This is a genomic window from Acinetobacter sp. ACIN00229 (assembly GCF_016106645.1).
Taxonomy (GTDB): Bacteria; Pseudomonadota; Gammaproteobacteria; order Pseudomonadales; family Moraxellaceae; genus Acinetobacter; species Acinetobacter oleivorans.
Genome location: NZ_JADWOM010000013.1, coordinates 20,305 through 45,157 on the forward strand (window position 1 = coordinate 20,305; position 24,853 = coordinate 45,157).

Sequence of the window (24,853 nt, forward strand, 5' to 3'; positions counted from 1 at the left end):
CACCTTAGAGTTCAATCTGCATGCCATCATAGGCAACTTCTACCCCATTTGCTTTAAGTTCAGCAAACTGGCTAGAGTTTTCATTTAAAATTGGATTGGTGTTGTTAATATGAATCAGCACTTTTTTAGGTGTACTCAGCTGGTTTAAATAAGACAGTGAACCACCTTCGCCACTAATATATAAATGCCCCATTTCACGGCCAGTTTTAGTTCCAACCCCTGTTTGTTGCATTTCATCATCTGTCCAAAGCGTACCATCAATCATGACGCAATCTGAACTCTGCATAATCTGCATGATTTGATCATCAATTTTTCCAAGACCCGGCGCATAGAATAACTGCTTCTGTGTCTTATGATCTTTGATAATTAAAGCAATATTATCGCCATCATGTGGGTCATTCCGATGCGGTGAATATGGTGGCGCAGCACTTTTAATAATTAAAGGCAAAAATTCTAAATTTTCGAAACCATCAATTTTAAAAGCTTGTTTAGGATTAATTTCATTGTATTGAAGACCACTATTCCAGTGTTTGAGCATATTAAATACTGGAAAGCCGCTTGTTAAATCTTGGTGGACCATTTCTGTACACCATACATTCATTGGACAACCTTCACGTAAGGTTAAAAGCCCAGTCGTATGGTCTAACTGACTGTCCATTAAAATAACGCTTGTTATTCCTGTATCACGCAATTTACGCGCTGGTTGAGCTGCTTTAAATTCGAAAAGTTGCTGGCGGATATCAGGTGATGCGTTTAATAAAACCCAGTCTGTTCCATTTTCAGAAACAGCAATTGATGATTGAGTACGAGCTTTGGCTTGGATTGAACCTGTGCGTATACCATGACAATTCGGGCAATTACAATTCCACTGCGGGAACCCGCCTCCGGCAGCTGAACCTAAAACATAAATATACATAAAATTAATATCTTATTAGAAAGAGATAAGCCCTAGAACAAGACTAGGGCTTATGACATATTTGGATGAAACTGAATTAACGTGCTTCAAAGTACATAGTAACTTCAAAACCAATGCGTAAATCAGTAAAAGCTGGTTTAGTCCATTGCATAAATTATCTCCGGTTCATATTAATCTTGTGAAATGAATCACTTGATTAAATCTTATAAGGTCATTAAAAATTTATTCTAAATAAAAAATTTGGGTTTGTAGACCACCCTTAACCAAGATATTGTTCGATAATTGTGTTTTTTGTCCAAATTTTAATATTTCGAACATATTTGCTCGTTGAAGGTTTCATCAAACATTCATACTAAAAGCGTATTTTTTATCCGTCTTAATTGATCAAATGATAAAAAAATGAAAAATTTAACAACACTTTTTAAAGTAACAACACTTTCTCTGGCAGTAACGTTATTGGCTGGATGTAATGACGATGATGATAATGGCACCGCACCACCTGCTCAAAGAAGCAATCAAACCGTAAATATTTTAGCTTTTAATGACTTTCACGGAAATCTTGAGCCACCGAAGCGTTACGTCGAAGCACCAAATCCAAATGATGCTGCTCAATCTGTGCGTATTCCTGTGGGTGGTGTGAGTTACTTTGCCGATGCGATTAAAAAACTTAAAGCAGAAAATCCAAATAATGCTGTAGTTTCAGCGGGTGACTTAATTAGCGCTTCTCCTCTAACCTCTTCTTTATTTTTAGATGAACCGACCATTGAAGTCATGAATGATATTCAAATTGACTTTAATGCTGTGGGTAACCATGAATTTGACCGTGGTACAGATGAATTACGCCGTTTAAAGAACGGTGGATGTCAGCAATATACAAGCACTGCGCCTTGCCAAATTAATAAAAACTTTAGTGGTGCAAAATTTGATTTCCTTGCTGCTAACGTAGCAATGAAAAATGACGCCAGTAAAACAATTTTTCCTGCTTATAAAGTTAAAACTTATGGTGGAATTCCAGTTGCATTTATTGGTTTAACCCTTAAAGCAACGCCAAGTATTGTTTCTGCTGCCGGCATTAAAGATGTTGAGTTTCGTGATGAAGCCGATACGGTAAACGCCTTGATTCCTGAATTACAAAAACAAGGAATTGAAGCGATTGTAGTGGTGGTACATGAAGGTGCAGCGCCAAGTACAAAGTTTAATGAAAAAACATGTGATGGCTTAAGCGGCCCGATTTTAGGAATTTTGGATAAGCTTAATCCAGCAGTTGATATTGTTGTTTCAGGCCACACGCATCAATCTTATATTTGTGACTATTCAACCAAAAATCCCGCAAAACCGTTCTTACTTACCTCAGCTGGACAATATGGCACGCTCATTACTGACATTAAGGTTGAACTTGATGGTAAAACTGGTGATGTAATTAAAAAGGATGCTAAACAAGTTCCTATACAAAGTGAGGCCTATACGTCTGGCACAACCACGGTAAGCCTTACCGATCTCTATCAAAAATTTAGTAAAACCCCAAGCATTGAAGCCATTTTAGATAAATACCGCCAAGCGGTGACCACCATTTCAAGTCGTGTGGTTGGAACTGCAACAGCTGTAGTCAGTCGTACTCAAGTTGAAAGTGGTGAAAGCCCATTGGGTATTATGATTGCAGATGCTCAGCAAGCGGCTGCGTTAAAGGCAAGTAACCAAGGCTCTGACTTTACGTTAATGAACCCAGGTGGTGTTCGTGCCGATCTACTCATTAATAGTAATAACCAGATTACCTTCGGTGATGTTTTTGCGGTGCAACCTTTTGGTAACTCTATTGTGACTCTAAGCTTAACTGGCAAACAAATTAGAGATGTAATTGAACAGCAATGGTCTGGTGCAAATGCAAACTCACCTAGAATTTTACAGCTGTCTAAAGAATTAACTTATCAATATGCGGCAAATACATCTGTTTCGCCAAGAGCAAGTAACATCATGGTTGCTGGTTCACCATTGGTTGACACCAAGGTATACCGCGTGACAGTAAATAGCTTCTTGGCAGATGGTGGTGACAACTTTACAGTATTAAAAGAAGGCCAAAACCGTGTAGGTGGTGGTCAAGATATTGATGCCCTTGAAAGCTATATTGCGGAAAACTCAAAGAATTCACCTTTAATTATTCCAGCGACTACTCGAATTAAAGTCATCAAATAGCAAATTTAATAAAAAAAGGACAGTTTAGGCTGTCCTTTTTTCTATCTGGACTTTTTATTCTGTATAGAGATTAAGCTCAATGCTACTGATATTAGTCCCTGTATTCGCAAAAATAACATCTATGACCTCATGCAGTAGTTCTTTCACTTTTTCATGTTCGTAGCTAGTTGCTTCTGCGGTTTTTAAACAAATCAAGTTACAGCTCATTTTATCTTTTCTGATCTTATAAATACTTTTACTTTTTCCTAAGAACACCCTTTTGATGAGCTTGCGATTTTCAAATTCAGATAAGATTCGATAAATTGTTCCAAGCGTAATTTTATGTTCATTTTTAATTTGTGCATAAATGCTCACCGCGCTTAAGCCTTGTGGATTTTGATTTAAAATTTCAAAAACCTGTATTCTCGATTTTTTTATTGGTAGTCCATTTAATAATGATTTTGAAGTTGCCGTCATGATTAATTAGCCTTAATGTTGAAAAGTATAGAAATTCTTAAAATTATTTTGTCTATACTGGTTTGAAAATTATGGATATTTGTTTAATAAAAAACAAAGCCTATTCCCCTACGAATAGGCTTTGTACTTAGTTTTAACTTAGAAACTATAAGTCGCTTTTACAAAGTAGTTACGTCCATAAAGTTTGGTATTAAATGATGCATCTTCATTTTCCAGATCAACATCGGTCAGGTTTTTTACGCCATAGTCCAATGTTAAACGTGGCGAAAGTGGTGAGGTAAATGTCACATCGTAAGTAGTATAGGCTGGTAACTCTTTACCACTAGATAACATTTGATGACCCACATAGCTTGCACCAAAATTCATACGATAATTTTCAACAATAGCCCATGAAAGTGAACTATTAATTAACCATTCGGGACGTTCAGTAAGGTCTTTACCAGTTACTTCATTTTTAGCATCCAAATATGTTGCATTAGCTGTTATCCCTAAATCATCACTAAAGTCATATGCTCCGTTGAGTTCCACACCTTTAAGTTTTGCTTTAGCAACGTTGTCCCATTTATATGGATATTTGGTTGGATTTGGAGAATTAGGATTAGAAACACGTTCAATTAAGTTCTCAACATCATTTTCAAATACTGTAACGCCAGCATTCCAGTTTGGTTTACGAACAATTAAAGATGCTTCATAGTTAGTACTTTCTTCGGGTTTTAGATTTGGATTTCCTGTAATAAAACAGCTCCCCCCACAAGAAATTAGCTCATAATTTGCATCTAACTGATATGGTCCCGGAACTTTATAAGCTTGACCAACACCACCTTTAAGAATAACTCCTTCAGCGAGTTGATAAGCTAAATATGCTTTACCAGTTGCTTTACCATCAAAATTATCAAAGTCGTCGTAACGACCACCTAAAGTTAAGGTCAGTGCATCGTTAATATGGGTATCGTTCTGAACAAATACTCCATAACTTTTCTGTTCAGATCCACCAGATGTGTATCCTACAGGATCTGTGATTTTCTGATCTTTATAATCAACACCAGCTGTGGTGTTATTCATCATCCAGTCAAAGTTAGCAAAAGCACGACCTAGTAAGTTTTCTTGCTTATAATTACGACTTTGTGGAGCATTATATTCGCTGTCATAGTCATAAATTTTAGCGGTTTCTTTTCCAATATAAGCTTCTGTTTTCCCCCAACTCCATTTCCCTCGATGAGTAATACCTACATTGGTTCGCTCATCTTCACCTTCTTGAATCGAAGATGCCGCATCTTGGGTAAGTGGTCTCTTATCTTTGGTATAACCTAAATCTAGGTCTAAAGTTTGTTGATCATTGATATCCCAACTTAAAGTCCCATGTACATTCTTAGTGTCTTTTTCTACAAAATAGGCGCCATTTGAGTCCGGTTTACCATTTCGATACCACGCATCACGGTTATAAGAATCACCTGAAAGAGAAAAACTAAGATTATCGGTTAAGCCACCGTATAGGTTAAAGCCGTATCGGAATTGATCTTTACCATTCCCACGGTCGGCTCGGTTATATTGCCCAAAGACCGAACCATGAAGCTGTCCATTTTCAGCTTTCTTGGTAATAATATTAATTACACCACCCATGGCATCAGAACCATAAAGCGATGACATTGGTCCGCGAATCACTTCAATTCGTTCAATACTATTTAATGGAATTGAACTCCAGTCGAAGTCATTGCCCCGCCACATTGCTCCCAAGGAAGATGTTCTTTTTCCATTGATTAGAATTAAAGTATAACTACCAGAAGTATCTTGCATCCCTCGGATAATAATTTTGTCCTGTCCACTATTATAGTTATAAACCCCAGCCTGCTTTTGTAAAACATCAGCAAGGCTCAGCGCTGCGCTGCGTTCAATCTCTTCACTCGTGATCACACTAATGGATGCAGGTGCTTTATCTACGTCTTGTTCTTTCAATGCGGCAGAAACCACAATAGTTTTAAGTTTTTGAACTGGTTCACTATTACCCTGCTGTTCAATATCTGTATTTGCTTGAACAGCGAAAGGAAGCAGTGTTGAGATGGCGACCACCAGCGCCTTTTTCGTTAACGTCATTTCTCGGCCCTTATTCTGGATAATGATTACCACATGATAATTATTATCATTTATGATGTGCCGAGCATCATATACGCATGACTTTTACTGATCAAGATAAAAATAATTATTAGTTATATAATGATAATCATTATTGTTTATGCTGTAAAAAAGCGTTACCATTACACTTTCGTGTGCCTAAAAACCTATTTAAAACAATCTTAAAGTAGACATAACAATGCTCTCTCGATTTTTTATCTATCACCCTATCTTTGTTTCTGTCATTGCAATCACTATTCTTATTTTTGGTTTTCTTGCCACTTTAGCCATGCCTGTCGAACGTTATCCCAACCTTGCTCCACCGGGTGTTACGGTTGTTGCGAACTATCGTGGTGCAGCTGCTGACACAGTCGAAGAAAGTGTGACCCAAATTTTAGAACAACAAATAAAAGGTCTGGATAATTTGCTTTACTTTACGTCCTATAGTGAATCGTCCGGAACGAGCAGCATTGATATTCATTTTAAAATTGGCACAGATATTGATAAAGCACAGCTCCAAGTACAAAACCGAATTAATGGTGCATTAAACCGTTTACCTGAGGAAGTTCAAAGACAAGGTGTAAACATATGGAAAACCACGGGCGATATGCTACTTATTGTGGGGCTATATGATGAAACAGGTAAAACCAGCAATATTGATTTGTCTGATTATATGGTGAATCACTTTGAACAGCCTTTAAGTCAGTTACAAGGTATTGGTGAAGTTAATGTTTTTGGTTCAAGCTATGCCATGCGCATTTGGTTAAATCCAAATCAACTTAGAAATTATCAACTTGTGCCGAGTGATATTGAAAAGGCCCTCGAAGATTATAATACTCAGATTGCTGCGGGTTCGATTGGGGCAATGCCCTCTGCTTCTGACCAAAATATTTATGCAAAAGTAAAAGCAGGTTCACGTTTAAAAACAATAGATGACTTTAAATCGGTGGTGGTTAAAGCAAATGTTGACGGTAGCCTTGTTTATTTAAAAGATGTCGCGAGAGTCGAATTAGGGGCAGAAAATTATGAAAGTATTAACACACTTAATGGCTATCCATCGGCAGGTTTAGGAATTTCTCTAAGTCCAGATGCCAATGCAATCGAGACTTCTGCTCTTATTAAAGAAAAAATGGCCCAGCTTAGCCAGCATTTACCAGCTGGATATAAAGTCGTTTATCCGAGAGATAATACACCATTTATTGAAGAGTCAATTAAGCAGGTCATAATCACTTTGCTTGAAGCAATCGTTCTTGTTGTTATTGTGATGTATCTCTTTTTACAAAATTGGCGTGCAACTCTTATTCCAACCATTACGGTTCCCATCGTCATTAGTGGCACATTTGTGGTGTTGTATTTATTTGGGATGAGCATTAACACACTTACGCTATTTGCTCTAGTTTTAGCGATTGGGTTATTGGTTGATGACACGATTGTAGTCGTGGAAAATGTTGAACGGCTTATGCACGAACAACAGCTAAGTGTACGTGAAGCTTGTTTAATGTCGATGCAAGAGATTAGCGGCGCATTGGTGGGTATTACACTGGTCTTAACCGCGGTATTTATTCCAATGGCTTTTTTTAGTGGTTCGACGGGTATGATTTACCGTCAGTTTTCTATTACATTAGCAGCAGCCATGTTGTTATCGCTATTTGTAGCCATGACCATCACACCTGCAATGTGTGCAGTTCTATTAAAAAAACATAATAAAAAACCCAAATGGGGACAACTGCTTGAGCTTGCTCTTCAAAAAATCAGATCAGCTTTTAGTTTTTTATCTGTTCTTTTAATCCGGTTCAAAATATTTTCCAGTCTGTTGGTTGTGGGCATCGCGGTTGTTCTATTTATGATTTATCGCAGTTTGCCTACAAGCTTTATTCCAAATGAAGATCAAGGATTACTTGCTGTTCCCTATAGTTTGCATAACAGTGCTTCAATGAGCCAAACCGAAGAAATTGGAAGACTTGTCAATAATTATTTCTTTGAACATGAAGGCAAAAATATTAATACTGTACTGGTCGTGAATGGACAAAACTTTTCAGGGAGCGGTCCAAATTTAGGTATGGCCTTTGTTTCGCTTAAACATTGGAATGAGCGTAAAGGAGAAGCCAATACGGCAAGTGCTATTCGTGAACGTACCCAAGCATATTTACAAAAAAACTTGTCAGCTAAAGTCATGGTAGGAATGCCACCAAGTGTATCTGGTTTAGGTCAATCTGATGCTTTAGAACTTTGGCTTAGAGATGTAAATGGTCAAGGGCGCGATGAACTCATTAAACAATATAAAGCCTTAGAAAAAGAATCTCGAAATTATTCGGCCTTTGAAAATCTAAGTCCTCTTGTGAGTGAAGATAAAGCCGAAGTATTTATTCAACTCGATCAAAATAAAGCCAAAATGTTAGGAATTGACCAACAAGCAATTCGTTCAACACTATCGACTGCTTGGGGTGGAAACTATGTTGGCGATTTTGTTGAACGAGGTCGAATTAAGAGAATCATTATGCAAGGTGATTCAGAGTTTCGTTCTAAACCCGAAGATTTAGCGTATTGGCATGTACGAAATAATACAGGTGGAATGCTTTCCCTCGCCCATTTTGCGCAAAGTCAATGGACAGGTGGCCCAGAAGCTCTTACCCGATTTATGGGACTGGCTGCGATTCAACTTGAAGCAAATGTAAGTTCTGGCTTTAGCTCAGGTCAGGCAATGCAACAGTTAAGTGATATGGTCAGTAAACAGTCTGGTATAGATGTCGCATGGAGCGGTCTTTCTTTACAAGAGCAACAATCAAGCCGCCAAGCAATTTATTTATATCTCATTTCTATTTTGTTTATTTTCTTATGTTTGGCTGCCTTATATGAAAGCTGGAAAGTTCCTTTTATTATTTTATTAGGGCTTCCTCTAGGCATTACAGGCACTATTATTTTTGCTTGGATTTTTAAGTTACCTAACGATGTTTACTTTCAAATTGCCCTATTAACAGGTATTGGCCTATCTTGTAAAAATGCAATTCTGATTGTTGAATTTGCGACTCAAGCACTCAAACAAGGGAAAAGTAAAATCGATGCGGCAAGTGAGGCTTTAAAGCTGCGCTTACGTCCGATTTTGATGACATCTCTTGCCTTTGGTGCCGGTGTGATTCCTTTGATTTTTGCAACTGGTGCAGGCGCTGCGAGTAGATATGAAATTGGAATGAGCGTATTTGGTAGTGTCGTGTTTGGTACTTTACTGGTACCGCTATTTACTGTGTTCTTCTTTGTTGTGGTTCATAGCTTACCGAGTTTGCAGTGGTCAATGAGCAAACCATGGTTAAGTCGAACTTTGAGATTTAACAGCCGTATCAAAAAGGACAATACATCCTTTTAAAAGTTAAAATAAAAAAATGGCAGATATTAAATCTGCCATTTTTTTATTCTTTCAATTTAAGCGACTAGCTTATCAATCCAAACTTCTAGGGTTGGCTGTTCAGCTAAATCTTCAAAGCTTACCTGTGCGCCGTACGCTTGCCATTTACCCACTAATGTCATGAGTCGTACTGAATCAAGTCCAAGCATGAGTAAATCATCATTTAACTGAATGTCTGATGCAGGAATTTGAAGCTGTTCACTCACTGCCAAAACAATACCTTCTTCAGTGAGTGGTGATGCAGCTTGTTCAAGCGCCCAAGCTCGTGTGACTTGCTGAGTTGTCATGACTTGCCCACAACGAGTACTTGTATACTTTAAAGCCATATCGTGTTCTTCACGGCTAAAGTCAGCAAGTGCATCTCCGCATAAAAACGGCTGAATATTTAGCATAAAGGCTTCTGCCGCACTCATGAGGCAACCAATATGGGCATAAACACCACAAATGATGAGTTGATCGCGGTTTGACTCACGCATAAGTTGTTCGAGTGGCGAAAATTTAAAAGCGCTATAACGCCATTTTGTTAAGACAGTATCATTTTTATCAGGCGTAATTTCCGGCAAAATTTGGGTAATATATGGGTCATCTTTTAGACCAGTTCCCCAAAAGTCCGTTAATAACTGGCGATGTTCAGGTGTCTGGTTACCGGGCTGTGCGGTATAGACGACAGGGATATTAAACTTACGCGCAGTTTCAATCAGTTCTTTGGTATTTTTAATAAGCTCTGGAATAGGCGCTTGAGTTTGATCATAAAAATCTAAAAAATATTGCTGCATATCATGTACTAATAAAACAGCACGATCAGTATGCAACTGCCAATGTGTTTTATTCGCTGTAAATTCGTGCGCTTGTGGCATGCTGTAACTAACAATTTTAGGAATACTCATCAAATTTTTCCTTTTTATCTTTAAGCAAGAACATTGGTATTGGTTTCAAATTGTTGACGTAATCTTTTTTTGTCGATTTTTCCAAAAGCTGTATATGGAAATTGCTCGATAAATTCGACTCGATCGGGAATTTTGTAGGTTGCAAGTCCATAGTCTTTCAGATGTTGACGAACTGACATTGCAAGACGAATTGGGCTTGGATCATCAGCGTGTGCTTGCCATGCAACAAACGCACAGCTCTTTTCACCCATGATTTCATCAGGCATAGCGACCAGTGCTGCTAGGCGAATTTGTGGATGAGTTAATAAAGCTTGCTCAACCTCTTCGGTCGCAATTTTTTCACCAGCGCGATTGATTTGTTCTTTTGAACGGCCTTCCACAACAATGCAGCCATCTTCGCGAATGCGTACTAAATCGCCTGTTCGATAAAAACCATCCGGTGTGAAAGAACGAGCGTTGTGCTCCGGTGCTTGATAATAGCCGCGAATGGTATAGGGACCGCGAGTCAGCAAATGCCCTACTTCTCCAGCTTTTACTGGCTGATCATTATCATCTAGCACTAAAATTTCATCATCCTGCGAAATTTTTAAACCTTGGGTATGAATAATTTGCTCTTTCGTCATGTCAAAATGGGTGTAATTCACCAGCCCTTCAGCCATGCCAAAAACTTGTTGTAGATTGACTTGAAACTCATCAATCAAGCGTGTGGCAACTGCATCGGGTAAACGTGCTCCTCCGACTTGCAGGCAACGTAAAGTTGATAATATTGGATCTTGATCTTTCGCTGCTTTATCCATCCAAGGTCGAACCAAAGCAGGAACCAAGCAAGCATCAGTTACACCGTGTTTTTTGATCAATGAAAAAGCAGTTTCAGGGCTTGGATCAGTTCCTAAAACCACAGCCCCGCCCGAATAAAAAATACCTAAAGAACCGGCCGAGCTCATTGAAAAGTTATGTGCCGCGGGTAAAACCATGAGTAGGCGTGATGACTGACTGAGACGGCAGATTTTCGCGCTCTCACGTACGCTATATAGATAGTCGTCATGGGTCCGTGGAATCAGTTTAGGAACACCGGTACTTCCACCTGAAAGTTGTAAGAAAGCAACCTGATCTGCCGTAGTTGGCGAGATGGCTTCATCTAAAATATGGGTTTCTTTTAATAGATTTTGAACCGCTACAAACTTGCCGGCATTTCCAAGTACAAATATATGTTGTAAGTAAGGAGCAGTTTGCTGAAGCTTTTCGGCAAGCTCTCGGTAGTCAAATTTTTGTGCACCAAAATCAGCACAGAAATAAGCTTTTGCTTGAGTTTGTTTGAAAAAACTACTGAGTTCTGCATATCGATGGGCAGGCAATGACATCACAGGTAAAGCACCAAGCCGAATCAGTGCAAAAAATAAAACATAGAACTGATAGTGATTTGGCATTTGTAAAACTGCTTTGTCACCCGCTCTTAGTCCATGTTGATATAAGTGGCTTGTACAGTAATCAACTAAATGATCAAACTCAGCGTAACTAACGGCTTTATCACCATCATATACCGCAATATTTTGCGGGTATTTTTGAGCACTTTCACGCAAGAAATCACTCAAGTTTTGTCCAAGCCAATAACCTTTTTTGCGGTAAATCTCAGCAAATTCTGCTGGATATGGCACTGCACCATCCAAATAAACCTGTGTTGTCATGTGTTTGGTCCTTGTATTGGCAATTGATTGGGTGAAATCTGGAATCCGTCCAGCACAGTGCGAAATTTAGCGGCAGTTTCAGCATGTTCAGCTTGTGGACGAGATGCCTCCACAATCCCTGCACCAGCAAATAAACGGGCAATGTTTTGATAGATTCGGGCACAGCGCACAGTTACCGACCATTCACCATTACCTTGTTCATCTGCCCAACCCATAGTTCCTGCAAATAATTCACGGTTAAATGGTTCAAGTTGCTGAATTAGTTCTTTCGCAATTGGACTAGGCTCCCCACAAATTGCAGGTGTTGGGTGCAAGCGTTCAATTAAGTCAAAAACATGTGTATCGGCTTTCTTAAGTTCGCCAGTAATGTGTGATGCCAAGTGCCAAAGGCGTTTGGTACGAATGAGTGATGGTTGCGTAGGTACTTTTAACTGCTTACAAAAAGGTGTGAGCTCATCGGCAATCATTTCGATGACGAGTGCATGCTCATGTTGATCTTTTTGTGAAGCAAGTAATGCTCTAGCGTTATTTTGGTCTAGGGTTGGATCGTCATCACGAGCCAATGTGCCAGCAACCGGTTTACTCCAGATTTTTGTATTTTGCTTTGCAATTAAAAGTTCGGGGCTTGCACCGACAAACCATCCTTCACTTTGAGGATGCCTCGCGACTGCATAGTTATAGCCTTCGGAATTATGCTTAGCTAAGTTATAAAATAGGTCCGAGACGGAAATATTTTGTTCAAATTCAAGTTGTAAAATACGAGCAAGTACGGCTTTATCAAGTTTTTTTGCTTGCATTTGCTGAACTAAATACTCAACTTGCTGTTGGTAATGTTCACCTAAAGGGAAATAATCAGCCTTTTCTAAAGATAAAGAACCAAAATCAATATCAGACTGTGCATAGAGTACTTTCTGATAGATTTTTGCATTTTGCATCAGCATTAAATTGACATCGGCTGCCGAGCAAAATGGTAGTCCACCCATAATTTTGACGTCTTTATGACCGTCATTCATTGCAAGTTCTAATTGAGCTCGTGCCTCATCTAACCAATCCTTTAAAAGGCTATTTTTAGCGACTTGAATATCTCGTAATTTTTGATGACTATTGATGGTGTATTCTGGCGTGGTAAAAATAAAACCTGCGTCATTTCCACAATTCAAAATTTCTTGTGCTAGTGCAACGCGGCTTTCAGTAAAATTTTCTCGTTGGATAAAATACGGATGCTGTGCCGACATCTCGCAACTCCTTATACAGTTATTTTGTTGTAATGAATGAATGTTTAAACGCCTAAAGTGGCTCCTCCATCAACCACAATTTCTTGCATGGTAATTTGTGCAGCTTGATCAGAAAGTAAAAAGCTGACCGTATTGGCAATATCTTCAGGCTGGGCTAATTTTCTTAAGGGAATGCCTGTACGGTATTGGCTTAAATCTCCATCGATTACCGCAGGCGGAGGTGAATTGTCTGTCCAAAGCTGCTGCTGCATTTGAGTTAGCGTAGAGCCTGGTGAAACAATATTAAGCCTTACTTGGTGAGGTGCGATTTCAAGCGCAAGATTACGGCAGTAATGGCTCAGCGCAGCTTTACTCGTTGCATACATGCCAAGTTGTATACGTGGCATACGTGAACTGTTCGAGCTAATCGTGACAATACTTCCCTGCTTTTTTTCACAAAAGTGCTTGGCAAGTTGTTGACTAATTGCGATGGGTGCCATGACATTTACAGCAAAAAGTGTTTGCCAGTCTTCTGTTTTTGCTTCAAGCATAGAACGCATAATCAAAACGCCCGCTGCATTCACTAAACCCGTTACGCTATGTTTGTTTAAAATATCTGTAATGAGCTTCGCTGTTGTTTCTTGATCAGTAATATCTTGTTGAAAGCCTTGCCAACGCGATATTTCACTGCTTTCTATCTTTTGTGTGATTTCCCATTGTTCAGGATTTTCCTGTCGGTCGATGCCGATCACTTGATACCCTTGCTGCAATAATTTTTTTGCAATAGCAGCTCCAATACCTCTTGCAGCACCTGTGACTACGATGGTAGAGCTCATGTTTTACTCCAGTTTGACTCGAATAGTAAATTCCGCCACATAATTGCAAATAATTATCATTATTATCAAGTGCGATAAATATCAAACATAAGATTACAATCTAAATCAAGTTATTTATTAACCAAGATTTCGGCCTATTTTATTGATTTTTAAAAATTTTAATAAAACGCATCTTTTTTTATTGATTATAATGATAATTGTTTTCATTTACTAATGAGAATCATTTTGTTAATTTGACCGCGCTTTCTTGTCGAGATGGACTCAAAATGAAGCCATTTTCTCATCCCTTACATCCCCTATTTCAACAACTCAATGTTGGGAGTGAGGTCTGGTGGAATACCGTTAAAAAAATAGGTAGTCCGCTAGTTAACCTACAAAAAAATAAAGCTCTCTGTACCTTTGTTTGGCGTGGTCCTGAGCCTAAAGAAAGTATCTTTGTCTATATTGATATTTATTCACAAAGCCCTTCTATCTATCAAAAGTGGAATCGTTTTAGCCATATAGCTGGGACAGATGTGTACTTCTTTGAAATAGAGCTGCCCTTAGCTTGGACTGGTAGTTATGTTGTAGTGACTGCTAGTGAAGAAGCGCCAGAAACAGATTGTTCGGCAACACGCCGCTTATGGTGGCAGACACAACTTAAACAAAATGCTCAAATTGACTCATTTAATCAAAATGAGTTTTATACGGGACATCTGGCCCGATACATCAATCAAATTCAACTCGAAAACACAAAATCTTTAATAAGCAATTGCCCAATTACAAAGACATTCCAATGGTCAAGTCGCTTATGCCAACAGGACTATTTAGTTGACGTTTTTATTAGTCATCAATCGACTCAAGAAGTCTTGCCACTCGTCATATTGCTTGATGGCCAAATTTGGAGTCGAGAGCTTTCAATTCTGCCCGAAATTCAACATTTGACTGATTCAAATAAGATTCGCCCAGCAATTTATGTTTTTGTTTATAGTTTAAATAGTCAACAACGCCAACAAGATTATGGTTGCCATGATGCATTTAGTCGGGCGTTGGTTGATGAACTCATTGAAACGCTTCTAAAAGAATATTCCTTTGTTTCTAAAACAGACATTACGTTATGTGGTCAAAGTTTAGGTGGATTATGCGCTTTACATAGCGCCTTGTTGTTCCCGACCATTTTTACTTCCCTGATTTTGCAGTCTGGATCTTATTGGTGGTCAGATTTTTCAAACAGTTTTTTAGGGCAAAAGCATAAAGGTAATATTTTAGAACTGCTTGAAAACTTATCTCATCAATTATCAAAAACAACTCAAATTTATATCAGTGCTGGCACGTATGAAACCGATATGCGGGACGATGCCCTTCAGCTTTATCAACAATTGCAATCATTCAATCAAGTAAGTTTTCACACTTTTCAGGGCGGACATGATGCCGTGAATTGGCGTACTGACTTGCTTAAGGCATTGCAAAAAACTCTTTCACTATAACCATTTGTTTCATCAAGGATAACAATATCATGAGTAACTTACAGGAAAACTATATTAATCCTTTCGATAATGAAAGTTTGTCTTTTCAGGTTTTAAAAAATCAACAAGGTGAGTTCAGTTTATGGCCTGCTCAACATCAGGTGCCATCGGGGTGGGATATTCAGCATGGGCCGGATACGCGGGCTTCATGCATTGCATATGTAGAAAAGCACTGGCTTGCAATTAACCCCTTTCAACAAGCGTAAAGGAGTATTGTCATGAATCAGGCATTAAATAATGAATTTACTTCCGATATTTCACAACCAGCTCGTTTTGAATTGGCCTCTACCCAGCTCGGTATTTTTCTTGCCGATCACTTAAGTTCTATTGAAGATTTATATACGATTGCACACTGCTTAGAATTACCAAAATCTATTGATATTTCAATGTTTAAGCAAGCAATTCAAATGGGGTTAAATGAAGCTGACACTGTCATTGCTTCATATTCATCAGATCCGGCAGAACCATTTATTGAGCTTAATAACCAAGTACAGATTCGAATAGAAGAATTTGATTTTTGCCATTTAACCCCTCAAAAAGCTCAGCAACGCTTATGGGATTGGATGCCATCTGACCGCCAATGCGCTAAATCGCTTAAAGCTGGTGAATCTCAACTCTTCCGTCAAGTACTGTTTACTACACACGACAAAGTGTATTGGTATCAGCGCTATCATCACATCATGCTTGATGGTTTTAGCATGATTAATCTCACAAAACGAATTGTTGAGTTATATCAACAATTACAAGCAGGAAAAGACCTTAGTTCTTCACCTTTTATTGATGTTAATGATGTCATCTTAGAGCGTCAGGCTTATGAAAATAGCCATCAATTTAAGATAGACCAAGCTTTCTGGAAGGCATATTGTGAAGATTTACCTAGTCCAGTTAGTTTAAGTACTCATCATTTAGCGGCAAAAACCACAGCGACATTTATTAAGCATCAACTCCGTTTTTCGACAGGAATTTTAGAGCAGATTCAAGCTTTAGCTGCACAATCTAAATTAGCTTTGAATGACATGATAATGTCATTGTCATTACATTATATTTACAAAATGACAGATAAAGCCGATTTGGTTAACGGTATTCCATTTATGCGTCGTTTAGGTTCAAAAGCGATTCGCTCAACTTTACCTACGGTAAATGTCTTGCCTGTGAAGTTTAAAGTTGCTGAAAAAGACAGTTGGGTGAGCTTGGCTCAACATATACAAGAGCAATTACGACAAATTCGTCCGCATCAGAAATACGATGCTGAACAAATTTTAAGAGATTTAAATAGTATCGATATTCATGAACGAATGTACGGTCCTATTTTAAACTATAAAGCTTTTGATCAAGATTTGGTGTTAGACGGTGAAAAGGTCAAAACACACCATATTTCTACAGGACCAATTGATGATTTTGAGTTTTCTTTTATTGTTCAAGATCATGAACTCATTATCGAACTACGTGCAGATTCGCAGCGTTATACACAAGATGAACTATTTAACCATGGTCAACGCTTAACTTTATTGCTTGAACAAGCTCTAATTCATCCAGAACAGGCATGTAGTAATTTTAATATTACGACACCACAAGAGCTTGCTACCCTTACGCAAAGTGGTATCGGTCCACGTGTTAGCCATCCTGAACAATATAATAATGTTCTAGATATTTTTTATGAGCAAATTAAAAAGTATCCCGAACGTACCGCAATTGTGAGTGGTGAACGTCCAAACCTTCAGCATCTTAGTTCTGCTGAACTTGCAGTACAAGTAAATCAACTCACTCGTTTTTTACAAGAAAATGGAGCCAAAAAGCAAACTGTCATTGCTGGAGCTATTCCTCGTTCGATTGACTCAGTTGTGGTGATGTTATCTGTACTCAATTCTGGTGCGAGTTTCTTGCCTCTCGATTTAGATTATCCAATCGATCGTATGCAAATGATGTGTGAAGATGCAAATCCATTATTTGTATTAACCACACAAGCTCTTGCACAGCAACTACCACAAAATATTCAGCAGTTATATCTTGATCATGAAGATGTTCAAACACAAATTCGAAAGCAAGATGCGAGTGATATTCCTGCCGAAAATCGTAAATTTGATTTCCAAGATGTTGCTTATGTGATTTTTACCTCAGGTAGTACTGGCCGCCCTAAGGGGGTAATGAACACACATGGTTCTTTACTCAACCTCATTTTGTCACATAAACCAACCATTTACTGGCCTGTATTAGAAGCTGTAAATGAGCGTTTCCCTGAGCGTCCGTTACGTGCAGCGCATACACACTCTTTCTCGTTTGACTCATCTTGGTTGCAAGTTTTCTGGATGCTCTGGGGCCAAGAGCTACATATTTTCGATGAAAACATGCGTCGTGATGCTTTTGGCTTAGTACAAGAAATTCAGCACCGACAAATCGATACACTTGATTTACCGCCATCTTTTTGTGCGCAAATGATGACGAATGGTTTATTTGCTGAAAATCAGCATCATCCAAGTCTTATTTTGATTGGTGGTGAAGCTGCACCGTTAGCTTTATGGCAACAGCTCAATGCTCAGCCAGCTCTTTTTGCTCATAATCTGTATGGCCCAACCGAATATACGGTTGATACTTTCCGAGCAGAATTAAAACAGACAGCTCGCCCTGTAATTGGTAACCCTATTGGTAATACACAGGCCTATGTACTAGATCGTCATTTACAACGATGCCCTACAGGCGTGATTGGTGAACTTTATATTTCTGGCTTTGGTATTGCCAATGGTTATTTAGGTCGAGCTGATTTAAGTGCTGCCCGTTTTGTAGCGAATCCATTTGAACATGGACAGCGCATGTACCGTACGGGTGATTTAGTCCGCTGGAATAGTTCGGGTAAACTTGAATTTATGGGGCGATGTGATGACCAGATCAAAATTCGAGGTTATCGAGTTGAGATTGGTGAAGTTGAAAATGCACTTTCGATTTTAGCCAATGTTGAAAGCGCAGTCGTGATTGCAGAACCGATTAATAACAGTCATCGTTTACTCGGTTATTGTGTGGTCAAAGACATTGAACTTGATGAAAAAACTAGTGAGCAATTAAGTCAGCAATATTTAAGTCAGTTACGTCAAAACCTACCTGAATATATGGTGCCTTCTGCCCTGACTGTTATGTCCGAATTTCCACGAAATGTAAGTGGCAAAGTCGATAAAAAGGCACTGCCAAAGCCTCAAATTCGTACCCATAGCCGAATGGCCGAAACGCCTGAACAACAACTTTTATGTCAAATTACTGCATCTGTTCTTAAGCTCGACGCAATTGGGATTGATGATGACTTCTTTATGACAGGTGGCGATAGTATTTCGGCCATTATGCTTTGTACTCAACTACGCCAACGTGGTTACGGCTTAAGACCAAGTGACGTATTCCAATTTAAAACAGTCGCCGCTATGGCACCGCAACTCACCCGTTTAGATGAACAACAAGCGGCTGTTTCAAAACCTTTATTTTCAGTAGATCTAGAACAAAAAGTTCAAGAAAAATATGGCAAAAACAGCACGATTTTGCCTTTGCTTCCTTTGCAAAAAGGCATGCTATTCTTATCTCAAGTAGAAAATCAATCGAACTATAATGCCTTTACTCGTCTTAGTTTAAATGGAGACATTGATCCGGTACGTTTACAGCAAGCGTTGATTACCGTATTAAAACGTCACCCACAATTAGGTGGACATTTTGATAGCGAATTAGCTGAAGAACCTGTTTTTATCTATTCATTACATCCTACTCAAGCTTGGCCAGTTCAGTTTTGTTCGGTCACTCCCGATTTGCTTGAGCAAACCATTCAAGAAGCATTGCAGCAACCGATTCAGCTCGACCAATCCTATGGCTTAATTCGGGCAACCTTAATTCAACATGCTCCAGAACAGTCAGAATTATTAATTATGGTGCATCATCTGTTAACTGATGGTTGGTCAACTCCGCTATTTTTACAAGACTTTATTAAAGCCTATCAGCAAACTAACCAACAACTGCCAGTGCTTGAACATAGTTATGAAACAGTGATTAAAGCTTTATCTGCACGTGACCATGAAACATCAAACTTAATATGGCAACGTGATTTAGCTGATTTGCAGCCACTTATTTTATTTAATCAAGCACAGCAAGCTGTACAGGAAACTTCATATCGTTTAAGTGCTGAGTTGGGCGCGAAACTTCAACACAAATTACGCCAGCAAGGCATCACGCTCAATGTCTTCATGCAAATGATTTGGGCAATGACTTTAAATATTTATGCTCATCGTGAAGATATTGTATTTGGTACACCTGTTTCTGGGCGTTCAGCACCTATTAATGGTTTAGAGCAGCAAATCGGATTGTTTTTAAATACGATTCCGGTGCGTGTAAAACTCAACATGCAGCAAACGCTTTGGGAACAATTGACTCAGTTACAACAATTACATGTTGAACATTTAGAACATGATGGTTTGGGTCTGGGTGCAATTCAGCAATTAGTGGGACAAGGTAATCTTTTCGATAGTTTGTTAGTCGTAGAAAACTATCCTGATAACCAGTATTTACAGCAAAAACTTGGTGATGCTACGATCTCCAAACTCACAAATCGTGGTTATAGCCATTATCCACTTGCTTTATTGGTTATTCCTGATCATCAAATTGAACTATTACTCGAACAGCGTGGTGTAATTGATCAACCTGAACATTTCCTCGAGCGAATGGTTCAATTGATTGAAATTGCATTAAATGAACCAGAGACTTCTCTAAGTCATTATCGCTTACAACTGGCCGAAGAACGCGATTTAATCCAGAAAACGAATCAAACCCAATACTATGTTCGCCAGAGCACGTTACAGCAATTACTCAGAGAACAAGCTCGAATTACGCCTGAACAAACGGCGTTATCCGATGAAAATCATCAGCTCAGTTTCAGTGAAGTGCGTTTGCAAGTTTGTGCTTTAGCACAGCAATTGCAAAGTGCGGGCGTACAGGCTGGAGATATTGTTGCTGTCGCCCTACCAAGATCAGTCAAACTGAGTATCGCTATTTTAGCGGTGATTGAAGCAGGTGCAGCTTATTTACCTATTGATTTACAACATCCGTCTGAGCGCATCAAATTTATGTTGCAGGATGCCAAATCTAAACTTGTGATTGGTGAACAAAAAGATCTAGTTGCTATTGCCCCTCCATCAATAGCCACCTTTGCTTTTAATGAATTGTTTGATGAAACAAAGGTTGATTTAAGCAGCTATAAAACGACAGTCATTACGCCACAGCATCCGGCCTATTTAATCTATACATCTGGTACAACAGGTCAGCCAAAAGGCGTCATGGTTTCGCACCAAGCTATTGTGAACCGTATTTTATGGATGCAATCGGAATATCCACTGTCAGCCAACGATACAATTTTGCAAAAAACACCATGTACTTTTGATGTTTCAGTATGGGAGTTTTTCTGGTCATACCTAGTTGGTGCACGATTGGTTATGGCACCTGTGGATGCACACCGTGATCCGTTGGTATTATTAAGCCTCATTCAAAAATATGAGGTAACAACATTACATTTTGTACCGTCAATGTTGGCTGTTTTTGAAAATGCTGCTACCGAAATTTTGTCATCTGCTCAGCGTCAAAGTTTGCCAATCCGCCGAGTGTTCTGTAGTGGTGAGGCATTACCAACGGCTTTAGCAAAATCATTTACTGAGCACTTTAGCTGTGAGCTACATAATTTATATGGCCCAACGGAAGCTGCGGTAGATGTGAGTTATATGGATGCAACACTGGGACTACATCCGAAAGAAAATAGCGTTGCAATTGGATATCCAGTCTGGAATACCCAGCTTTATATTTTAGATCAATACTTACGTCCTGTTCCTGTTGGAGTAGATGGTGAGCTTTATTTAGCAGGTCATCAATTGGCCATGGGTTATTTGCATCGAGCAGACTTAACGGCAACACGCTTTGTGGCAAACCCATTCGCAGCAGGTCAACGCATGTACCGCACTGGTGATATTGCCCGATGGCACGCAGACGGCAGTATTCAATATGTGGGCCGTGCTGATGACCAGTTAAAGATACGTGGGCAACGTATTGAATTGGGTGAAATTGAACAGCAATTACGCTTACTCAGCGATCTTGATGTGGTTGTACATCCTATCTCTTCTGAGCAAAATAAAGCAGATGTTCAATTGGTCGCTTACTTGCAAACAACAGCACCTGTAGACATTGAGCAGCTAAAGAAACAATTGGCGAAACAGCTTCCTGCATATATGGTGCCAACACACTATATGTTGGTCGAGCAATTTCCATTAAGTCATAATGGTAAGCTGGACCGTAAAGCGCTGCCACAACCACAACTTAATCCTTCAAATATAGAAAAACAGTACGCCACCACTGCTTTTGAACATGAACTGACACGTATTTTCCAGCAAGTTTTAAACACCAATCAAAATATTGGTGTGAACGAAGATTTCTTTGCCATTGGTGGACATTCCATTTTGGTGATGAAGCTCGCAATTGAAATCCGAAAAGTATTTAAGCGGACCATTCCAATTGGCCAATTGATGAGTCATGTCACAATTCAACGTTTAGCGGCTTTACTGCTTATACAAGAACGTTTAGCAGAAGTTGAACAAACTGGTATGCAACCTATTTTACCCATCCGTTCTGGCTCAGGGCATCCATTGTTCTGTTTCTCCCCTGGTTCTGGTTCGGCATGGCAATATACGGTTCTGAATCGTTATCTGCATTCTGATTTGCCTATTATCGGTTTGCAGTCTCCTCGACCAGATGGCCTATTGGCAAATAGCAATGACATGGACGAACTGGTTGAAAAACAACTTGAGATTATTCGCAAGCAACAACCAACTGGACCTTATACATTACTAGGTTATTCACTTGGCGGCACTGTGGCTTATGCAGTTGCAGCGAAGCTCACTGAACAAGGTGAAAAAGTTGATTATCTCGGCTTATTAGACACTTACCCTGCTGAAATTCATCAGTGGTTAGATTTGTCGGTAGAGGAAATGAATACAGAAGCCGAACAAGAACAGCTTCAATTCTTCAATGATATTTTAGCAGATGCAGATACGGCATTAAGTGAAGAAACCCGCCGTTTACAAGAGGATATTTTTGCGAACTATCGCGATGCCGTCCGTTTATTAAAACCTTATAAGATGCCGAACTTTGATGGTGAACTACACTTAGTTGTCGCTGAAAAAGACTTGCTGCCGTATATCCAACCAGAACAACAATGGTCACCTTTAGTTAAAAAACTCAATATTGTTCGACTGAGTGAAGCGGACCATACGGATATATTGTCTCCGAAGCAACTTGAAACACTTGGCCCGATTTTAAACCGTATGATTTGTCAGGCACGCGGTTTAGAGGAGCATACGCCATGAGCTTCAAATCTATATTGACCGATTTTAGTCTTTTAAAACGTAATGCACATTTCCGACATGTATTTATTGCTCGCACATTGTCATTGTTAACGATTGGCATGCTGGTAGTAGCTATTCCAAAACAAGTCTATGACATTACAGGTAGTTCGTTAAATGTTGCCGTTGCAATGGCTTTTGAAGGCATTGCCATGTTTATTGGCTTGTTACTTGGTGGTTTGCTGTCAGATCGCAAAGATCGGAAATGGCTGATTTTATTGGCACGTGGTGTGTGTGGTTTAGGCTTTGCTGGCCTCGCCATCAACGCCATGTTTGAGCACCCTTCGCTTTATGCCATTTATTTTCTATCAGCATGGGATGGTTTCTTTGGTGCACTGGGTGTAACAGCAATGATGGCGATCATGCCTGTGATTGTAGGGCGCGAAAATATTGTACAAGCCCGTGCGATCAGTATGGTATCCGTACGGCTTGCAACCGTTATTTCACCAGCAATCGGCGGTATATTAATTGCTGCTAGCGGTGTTGCGACCGTGTATTGGGTTTCAACCGTGGGCACTTTACTCACTGTGTTTTTATTAATGGGGCTGCCTGCACTTAAACCGCAACATTCATCAAATGGGGAAAGTCCTCTTCGCCAATTAGCTCAAGGGTTTAAATTTGTTTTTAAAAATAAAGTGGTTGGTAGCACCATTTTAATTGGAACACTGCTCAGTTTTAGCAGTGCTATTCGTATTATTTTTCCGCAAATGGCAGATGAAATTTTTCACGGCGGCGCATTTGAACTCGGACTTATGTATTCGGCCGTGCCTTTAGGCTCAACTTTAGGCGCCTTATTGAGTGGATGGACAACAAAGTTACTTCGACCCGGCTTAGTCATGCTCTATACGTGCTTAGGTGTTTTTAGTTGCATGATTATGATAGGACTTTCACCTTGGCTCATCGTGACTTTACCAATTTTATGTGTTTTCGGATATTTGATGTCGATTGCCAACTTGCTTCAATACAGCATTGTACAAGGACATACACCTGACGAATATCTAGGGCGTATTAACGCAATTTGGCTCGCACAAGATGCGTTAGGTGATTCGATTGCCACTACAACTTTAGGTCTATTAACTCGGTTTTTACCAATATCAGGAAGTATCCTCTTCTTTGGCATATTAAGCTTTGCCGTAGGATTTATGTTCTTATTCAACTCTCAAGATATGCGTAAAACAGGATTCCAAGATCCTAAATTACAAGAAAATTAAACCCTAAATAAAAGAAGGCAATTCGTTGCCTTCTTTTGCTTTAAGCAAAATTTCGTGCCTGAAAAACCCAAGTCATAATATAGTCTTGTTCTACAGCCCAGCCACCTTGATATTGTTCTAAGAGTTGATAGCGCTGCTGAATTTCTGGCAAAAAAGTTAGCGTTAATGTTTGATTTTTTAAATTAATATCAACGATAGATGCTTCTAAGAAATCGATATATTGCTTTGCAGTGGGATAAATCGCTTTATATAGACTTTCTTTTATAGAAAAAATTAAGCTCACGTAGTGAGCAAAATCAAAAAACTCAGCTGCTTTACCTTTCCATAAATCAAACTCAGATGGCGTTAAAATAAGATGTGCACTCTCTTGAGCAAATTCTGAGGTCACCCAATGCTCGATATCAATTCCCAAATAAAGCGCGCTATTAGATAGCCCAACAATTAACTTATTTTGTGAATGACTAATGCTCCCCAAAACATGAGATGGCCAGATGGGTAAATGTTCATGCATAGAAGTTATTGGCTGATCTATACCGAAATGATGATTTAAAACAGCCTGAGCTAAGACCCTGCCGCATAAGTACTCATTTTTACGTTCGACACGCGCTTGAGCAATTTTTAGTGGATGCTCTAATTGTTGGTCTATATGCAAATGCATTGTTTGCGATAAATCTAGCCCATAACAAAATAGCTCTGATGTAAAAAAAATAGGACTCGAAATTTCATAAATTGATTTGCTGAGTTGTTCAGGAATGTATAGATAATTGCTCACTGTATTCGACTTCAAAATAAATATTTTTAATGAGTTATCTCCTATCTTAACTTACTTACTGCAATTCCATAAATAATTATATTTATCATTTGATAATAATTATTATTTACTTATACTGTTGGGTAAATTTTGACTTTAATTTACTTATAAACATCGATTATGAAACTTATAGGACTTTTTTTGACCCTGTTGGGAGCGGTCAGTATCTATTGTAGTCATAGCAACCAAAATCTGTTGTCTCAACATCTTCCTACTTTCTTTAAGTA

15 protein-coding genes and 1 pseudogene are annotated in these 24,853 nt (G+C 39.0%); 6 read left to right on the top strand and 10 right to left on the bottom strand.

Features of this window, described 5'->3' with window-relative positions:
* Positions 1-4: 4 nt before the first annotated feature.
* Together pqqB and pqqA are read right to left on the bottom strand one after the other, a co-directional pair.
* On the bottom strand, positions 5-916 hold the full coding sequence (pqqB, locus tag I7H67_RS13005) for a pyrroloquinoline quinone biosynthesis protein PqqB (protein ID WP_198308027.1): 912 nt from the start codon (positions 914-916) through the stop codon (positions 5-7).
* A 76-nt stretch (positions 917-992) separates the two neighbouring features.
* On the bottom strand, positions 993-1,067 hold the full coding sequence (pqqA, locus tag I7H67_RS13010; protein ID WP_001982218.1) for a pyrroloquinoline quinone precursor peptide PqqA: 75 nt from the start codon (positions 1,065-1,067) through the stop codon (positions 993-995).
* A gap of 248 nt (positions 1,068-1,315) precedes the next feature.
* Between pqqA and I7H67_RS13015 the strand changes: the two genes are divergently transcribed.
* Complete coding sequence (locus I7H67_RS13015; protein WP_198308028.1) at positions 1,316-3,106, top strand: bifunctional metallophosphatase/5'-nucleotidase; 1,791 nt, start codon at positions 1,316-1,318, stop codon at positions 3,104-3,106.
* A gap of 54 nt (positions 3,107-3,160) precedes the next feature.
* On the opposite strand, the gene I7H67_RS13020 is transcribed toward I7H67_RS13015, so the two are convergent.
* Positions 3,161-3,562, bottom strand: a complete 402-nt coding sequence (locus I7H67_RS13020) for a transcriptional repressor (RefSeq protein WP_005305185.1) — start codon at positions 3,560-3,562, stop codon at positions 3,161-3,163.
* 138 nt (positions 3,563-3,700) lie between these two features.
* Positions 3,701-5,653 carry a TonB-dependent receptor plug domain-containing protein gene (locus tag I7H67_RS13025; protein WP_198308029.1) on the bottom strand — a complete coding sequence of 651 codons (1,953 nt, stop codon included), beginning with the start codon at positions 5,651-5,653 and terminating at the stop codon, positions 3,701-3,703.
* A gap of 217 nt (positions 5,654-5,870) precedes the next feature.
* On the opposite strand from I7H67_RS13025, the gene I7H67_RS13030 reads away from it, so the two are divergent.
* Entirely contained in the window at positions 5,871-9,032 is a 3,162-nt protein-coding gene (locus tag I7H67_RS13030) for a multidrug efflux RND transporter permease subunit (protein ID WP_198308030.1), read from the top strand.
* A 56-nt stretch (positions 9,033-9,088) separates the two neighbouring features.
* Here the strand turns inward: I7H67_RS13030 and I7H67_RS19710 are convergent, their stop codons facing one another.
* The 5 genes and pseudogenes from I7H67_RS19710 to I7H67_RS13050 all read right to left on the bottom strand — a co-directional run bounded on the left by I7H67_RS19710 (position 9,089) and on the right by I7H67_RS13050 (position 13,693).
* Positions 9,089-9,277 (bottom strand): phosphopantetheine-binding protein, encoded by a 189-nt coding sequence (locus I7H67_RS19710; RefSeq protein ID WP_235823111.1) that lies wholly within the window; start codon positions 9,275-9,277, stop codon positions 9,089-9,091.
* A 30-nt stretch (positions 9,278-9,307) separates the two neighbouring features.
* Positions 9,308-9,958 (bottom strand): annotated as a pseudogene (locus I7H67_RS13035) (isochorismatase family protein); the annotation flags it as partial.
* 20 nt (positions 9,959-9,978) lie between these two features.
* Positions 9,979-11,643: a (2,3-dihydroxybenzoyl)adenylate synthase gene (locus I7H67_RS13040; RefSeq protein WP_198308032.1), complete on the bottom strand. Its 1,665-nt coding sequence runs from the start codon at positions 11,641-11,643 to the stop codon at positions 9,979-9,981.
* On the bottom strand, positions 11,640-12,878 hold the full coding sequence (locus tag I7H67_RS13045; protein WP_198308033.1) for an isochorismate synthase MenF: 1,239 nt from the start codon (positions 12,876-12,878) through the stop codon (positions 11,640-11,642). The genes I7H67_RS13040 and I7H67_RS13045 overlap by 4 nt, the downstream gene beginning before the upstream one ends.
* A 44-nt stretch (positions 12,879-12,922) precedes the next feature.
* Complete coding sequence (locus I7H67_RS13050; protein WP_013197939.1) at positions 12,923-13,693, bottom strand: SDR family oxidoreductase; 771 nt, start codon at positions 13,691-13,693, stop codon at positions 12,923-12,925.
* A gap of 266 nt (positions 13,694-13,959) precedes the next feature.
* On the opposite strand from I7H67_RS13050, the gene fes reads away from it, so the two are divergent.
* Genes fes through entS form a run of 4 tightly spaced genes read left to right on the top strand, consistent with a single transcriptional unit; the run spans position 13,960 to position 23,815 of the window.
* Complete coding sequence (gene fes, locus I7H67_RS13055; RefSeq protein ID WP_198308034.1) at positions 13,960-15,159, top strand: enterochelin esterase; 1,200 nt, start codon at positions 13,960-13,962, stop codon at positions 15,157-15,159.
* 29 nt (positions 15,160-15,188) lie between these two features.
* Positions 15,189-15,404 carry an MbtH family protein gene (locus I7H67_RS13060; RefSeq protein WP_005305165.1) on the top strand — a complete coding sequence of 72 codons (216 nt, stop codon included), beginning with the start codon at positions 15,189-15,191 and terminating at the stop codon, positions 15,402-15,404.
* 12 nt (positions 15,405-15,416) lie between these two features.
* Complete coding sequence (locus I7H67_RS13065; RefSeq protein ID WP_198308035.1) at positions 15,417-22,568, top strand: non-ribosomal peptide synthetase; 7,152 nt, start codon at positions 15,417-15,419, stop codon at positions 22,566-22,568.
* Positions 22,565-23,815 carry an enterobactin transporter EntS gene (gene entS, locus I7H67_RS13070; protein WP_198308036.1) on the top strand — a complete coding sequence of 417 codons (1,251 nt, stop codon included), beginning with the start codon at positions 22,565-22,567 and terminating at the stop codon, positions 23,813-23,815. The genes I7H67_RS13065 and entS overlap by 4 nt, the downstream gene beginning before the upstream one ends.
* Positions 23,816-23,855: 40 nt before the next feature.
* Here the strand turns inward: entS and I7H67_RS13075 are convergent, their stop codons facing one another.
* On the bottom strand, positions 23,856-24,587 hold the full coding sequence (locus tag I7H67_RS13075; RefSeq protein ID WP_198308037.1) for a 4'-phosphopantetheinyl transferase family protein: 732 nt from the start codon (positions 24,585-24,587) through the stop codon (positions 23,856-23,858).
* Between the last annotated feature and the right edge of the window lie 266 nt (positions 24,588-24,853).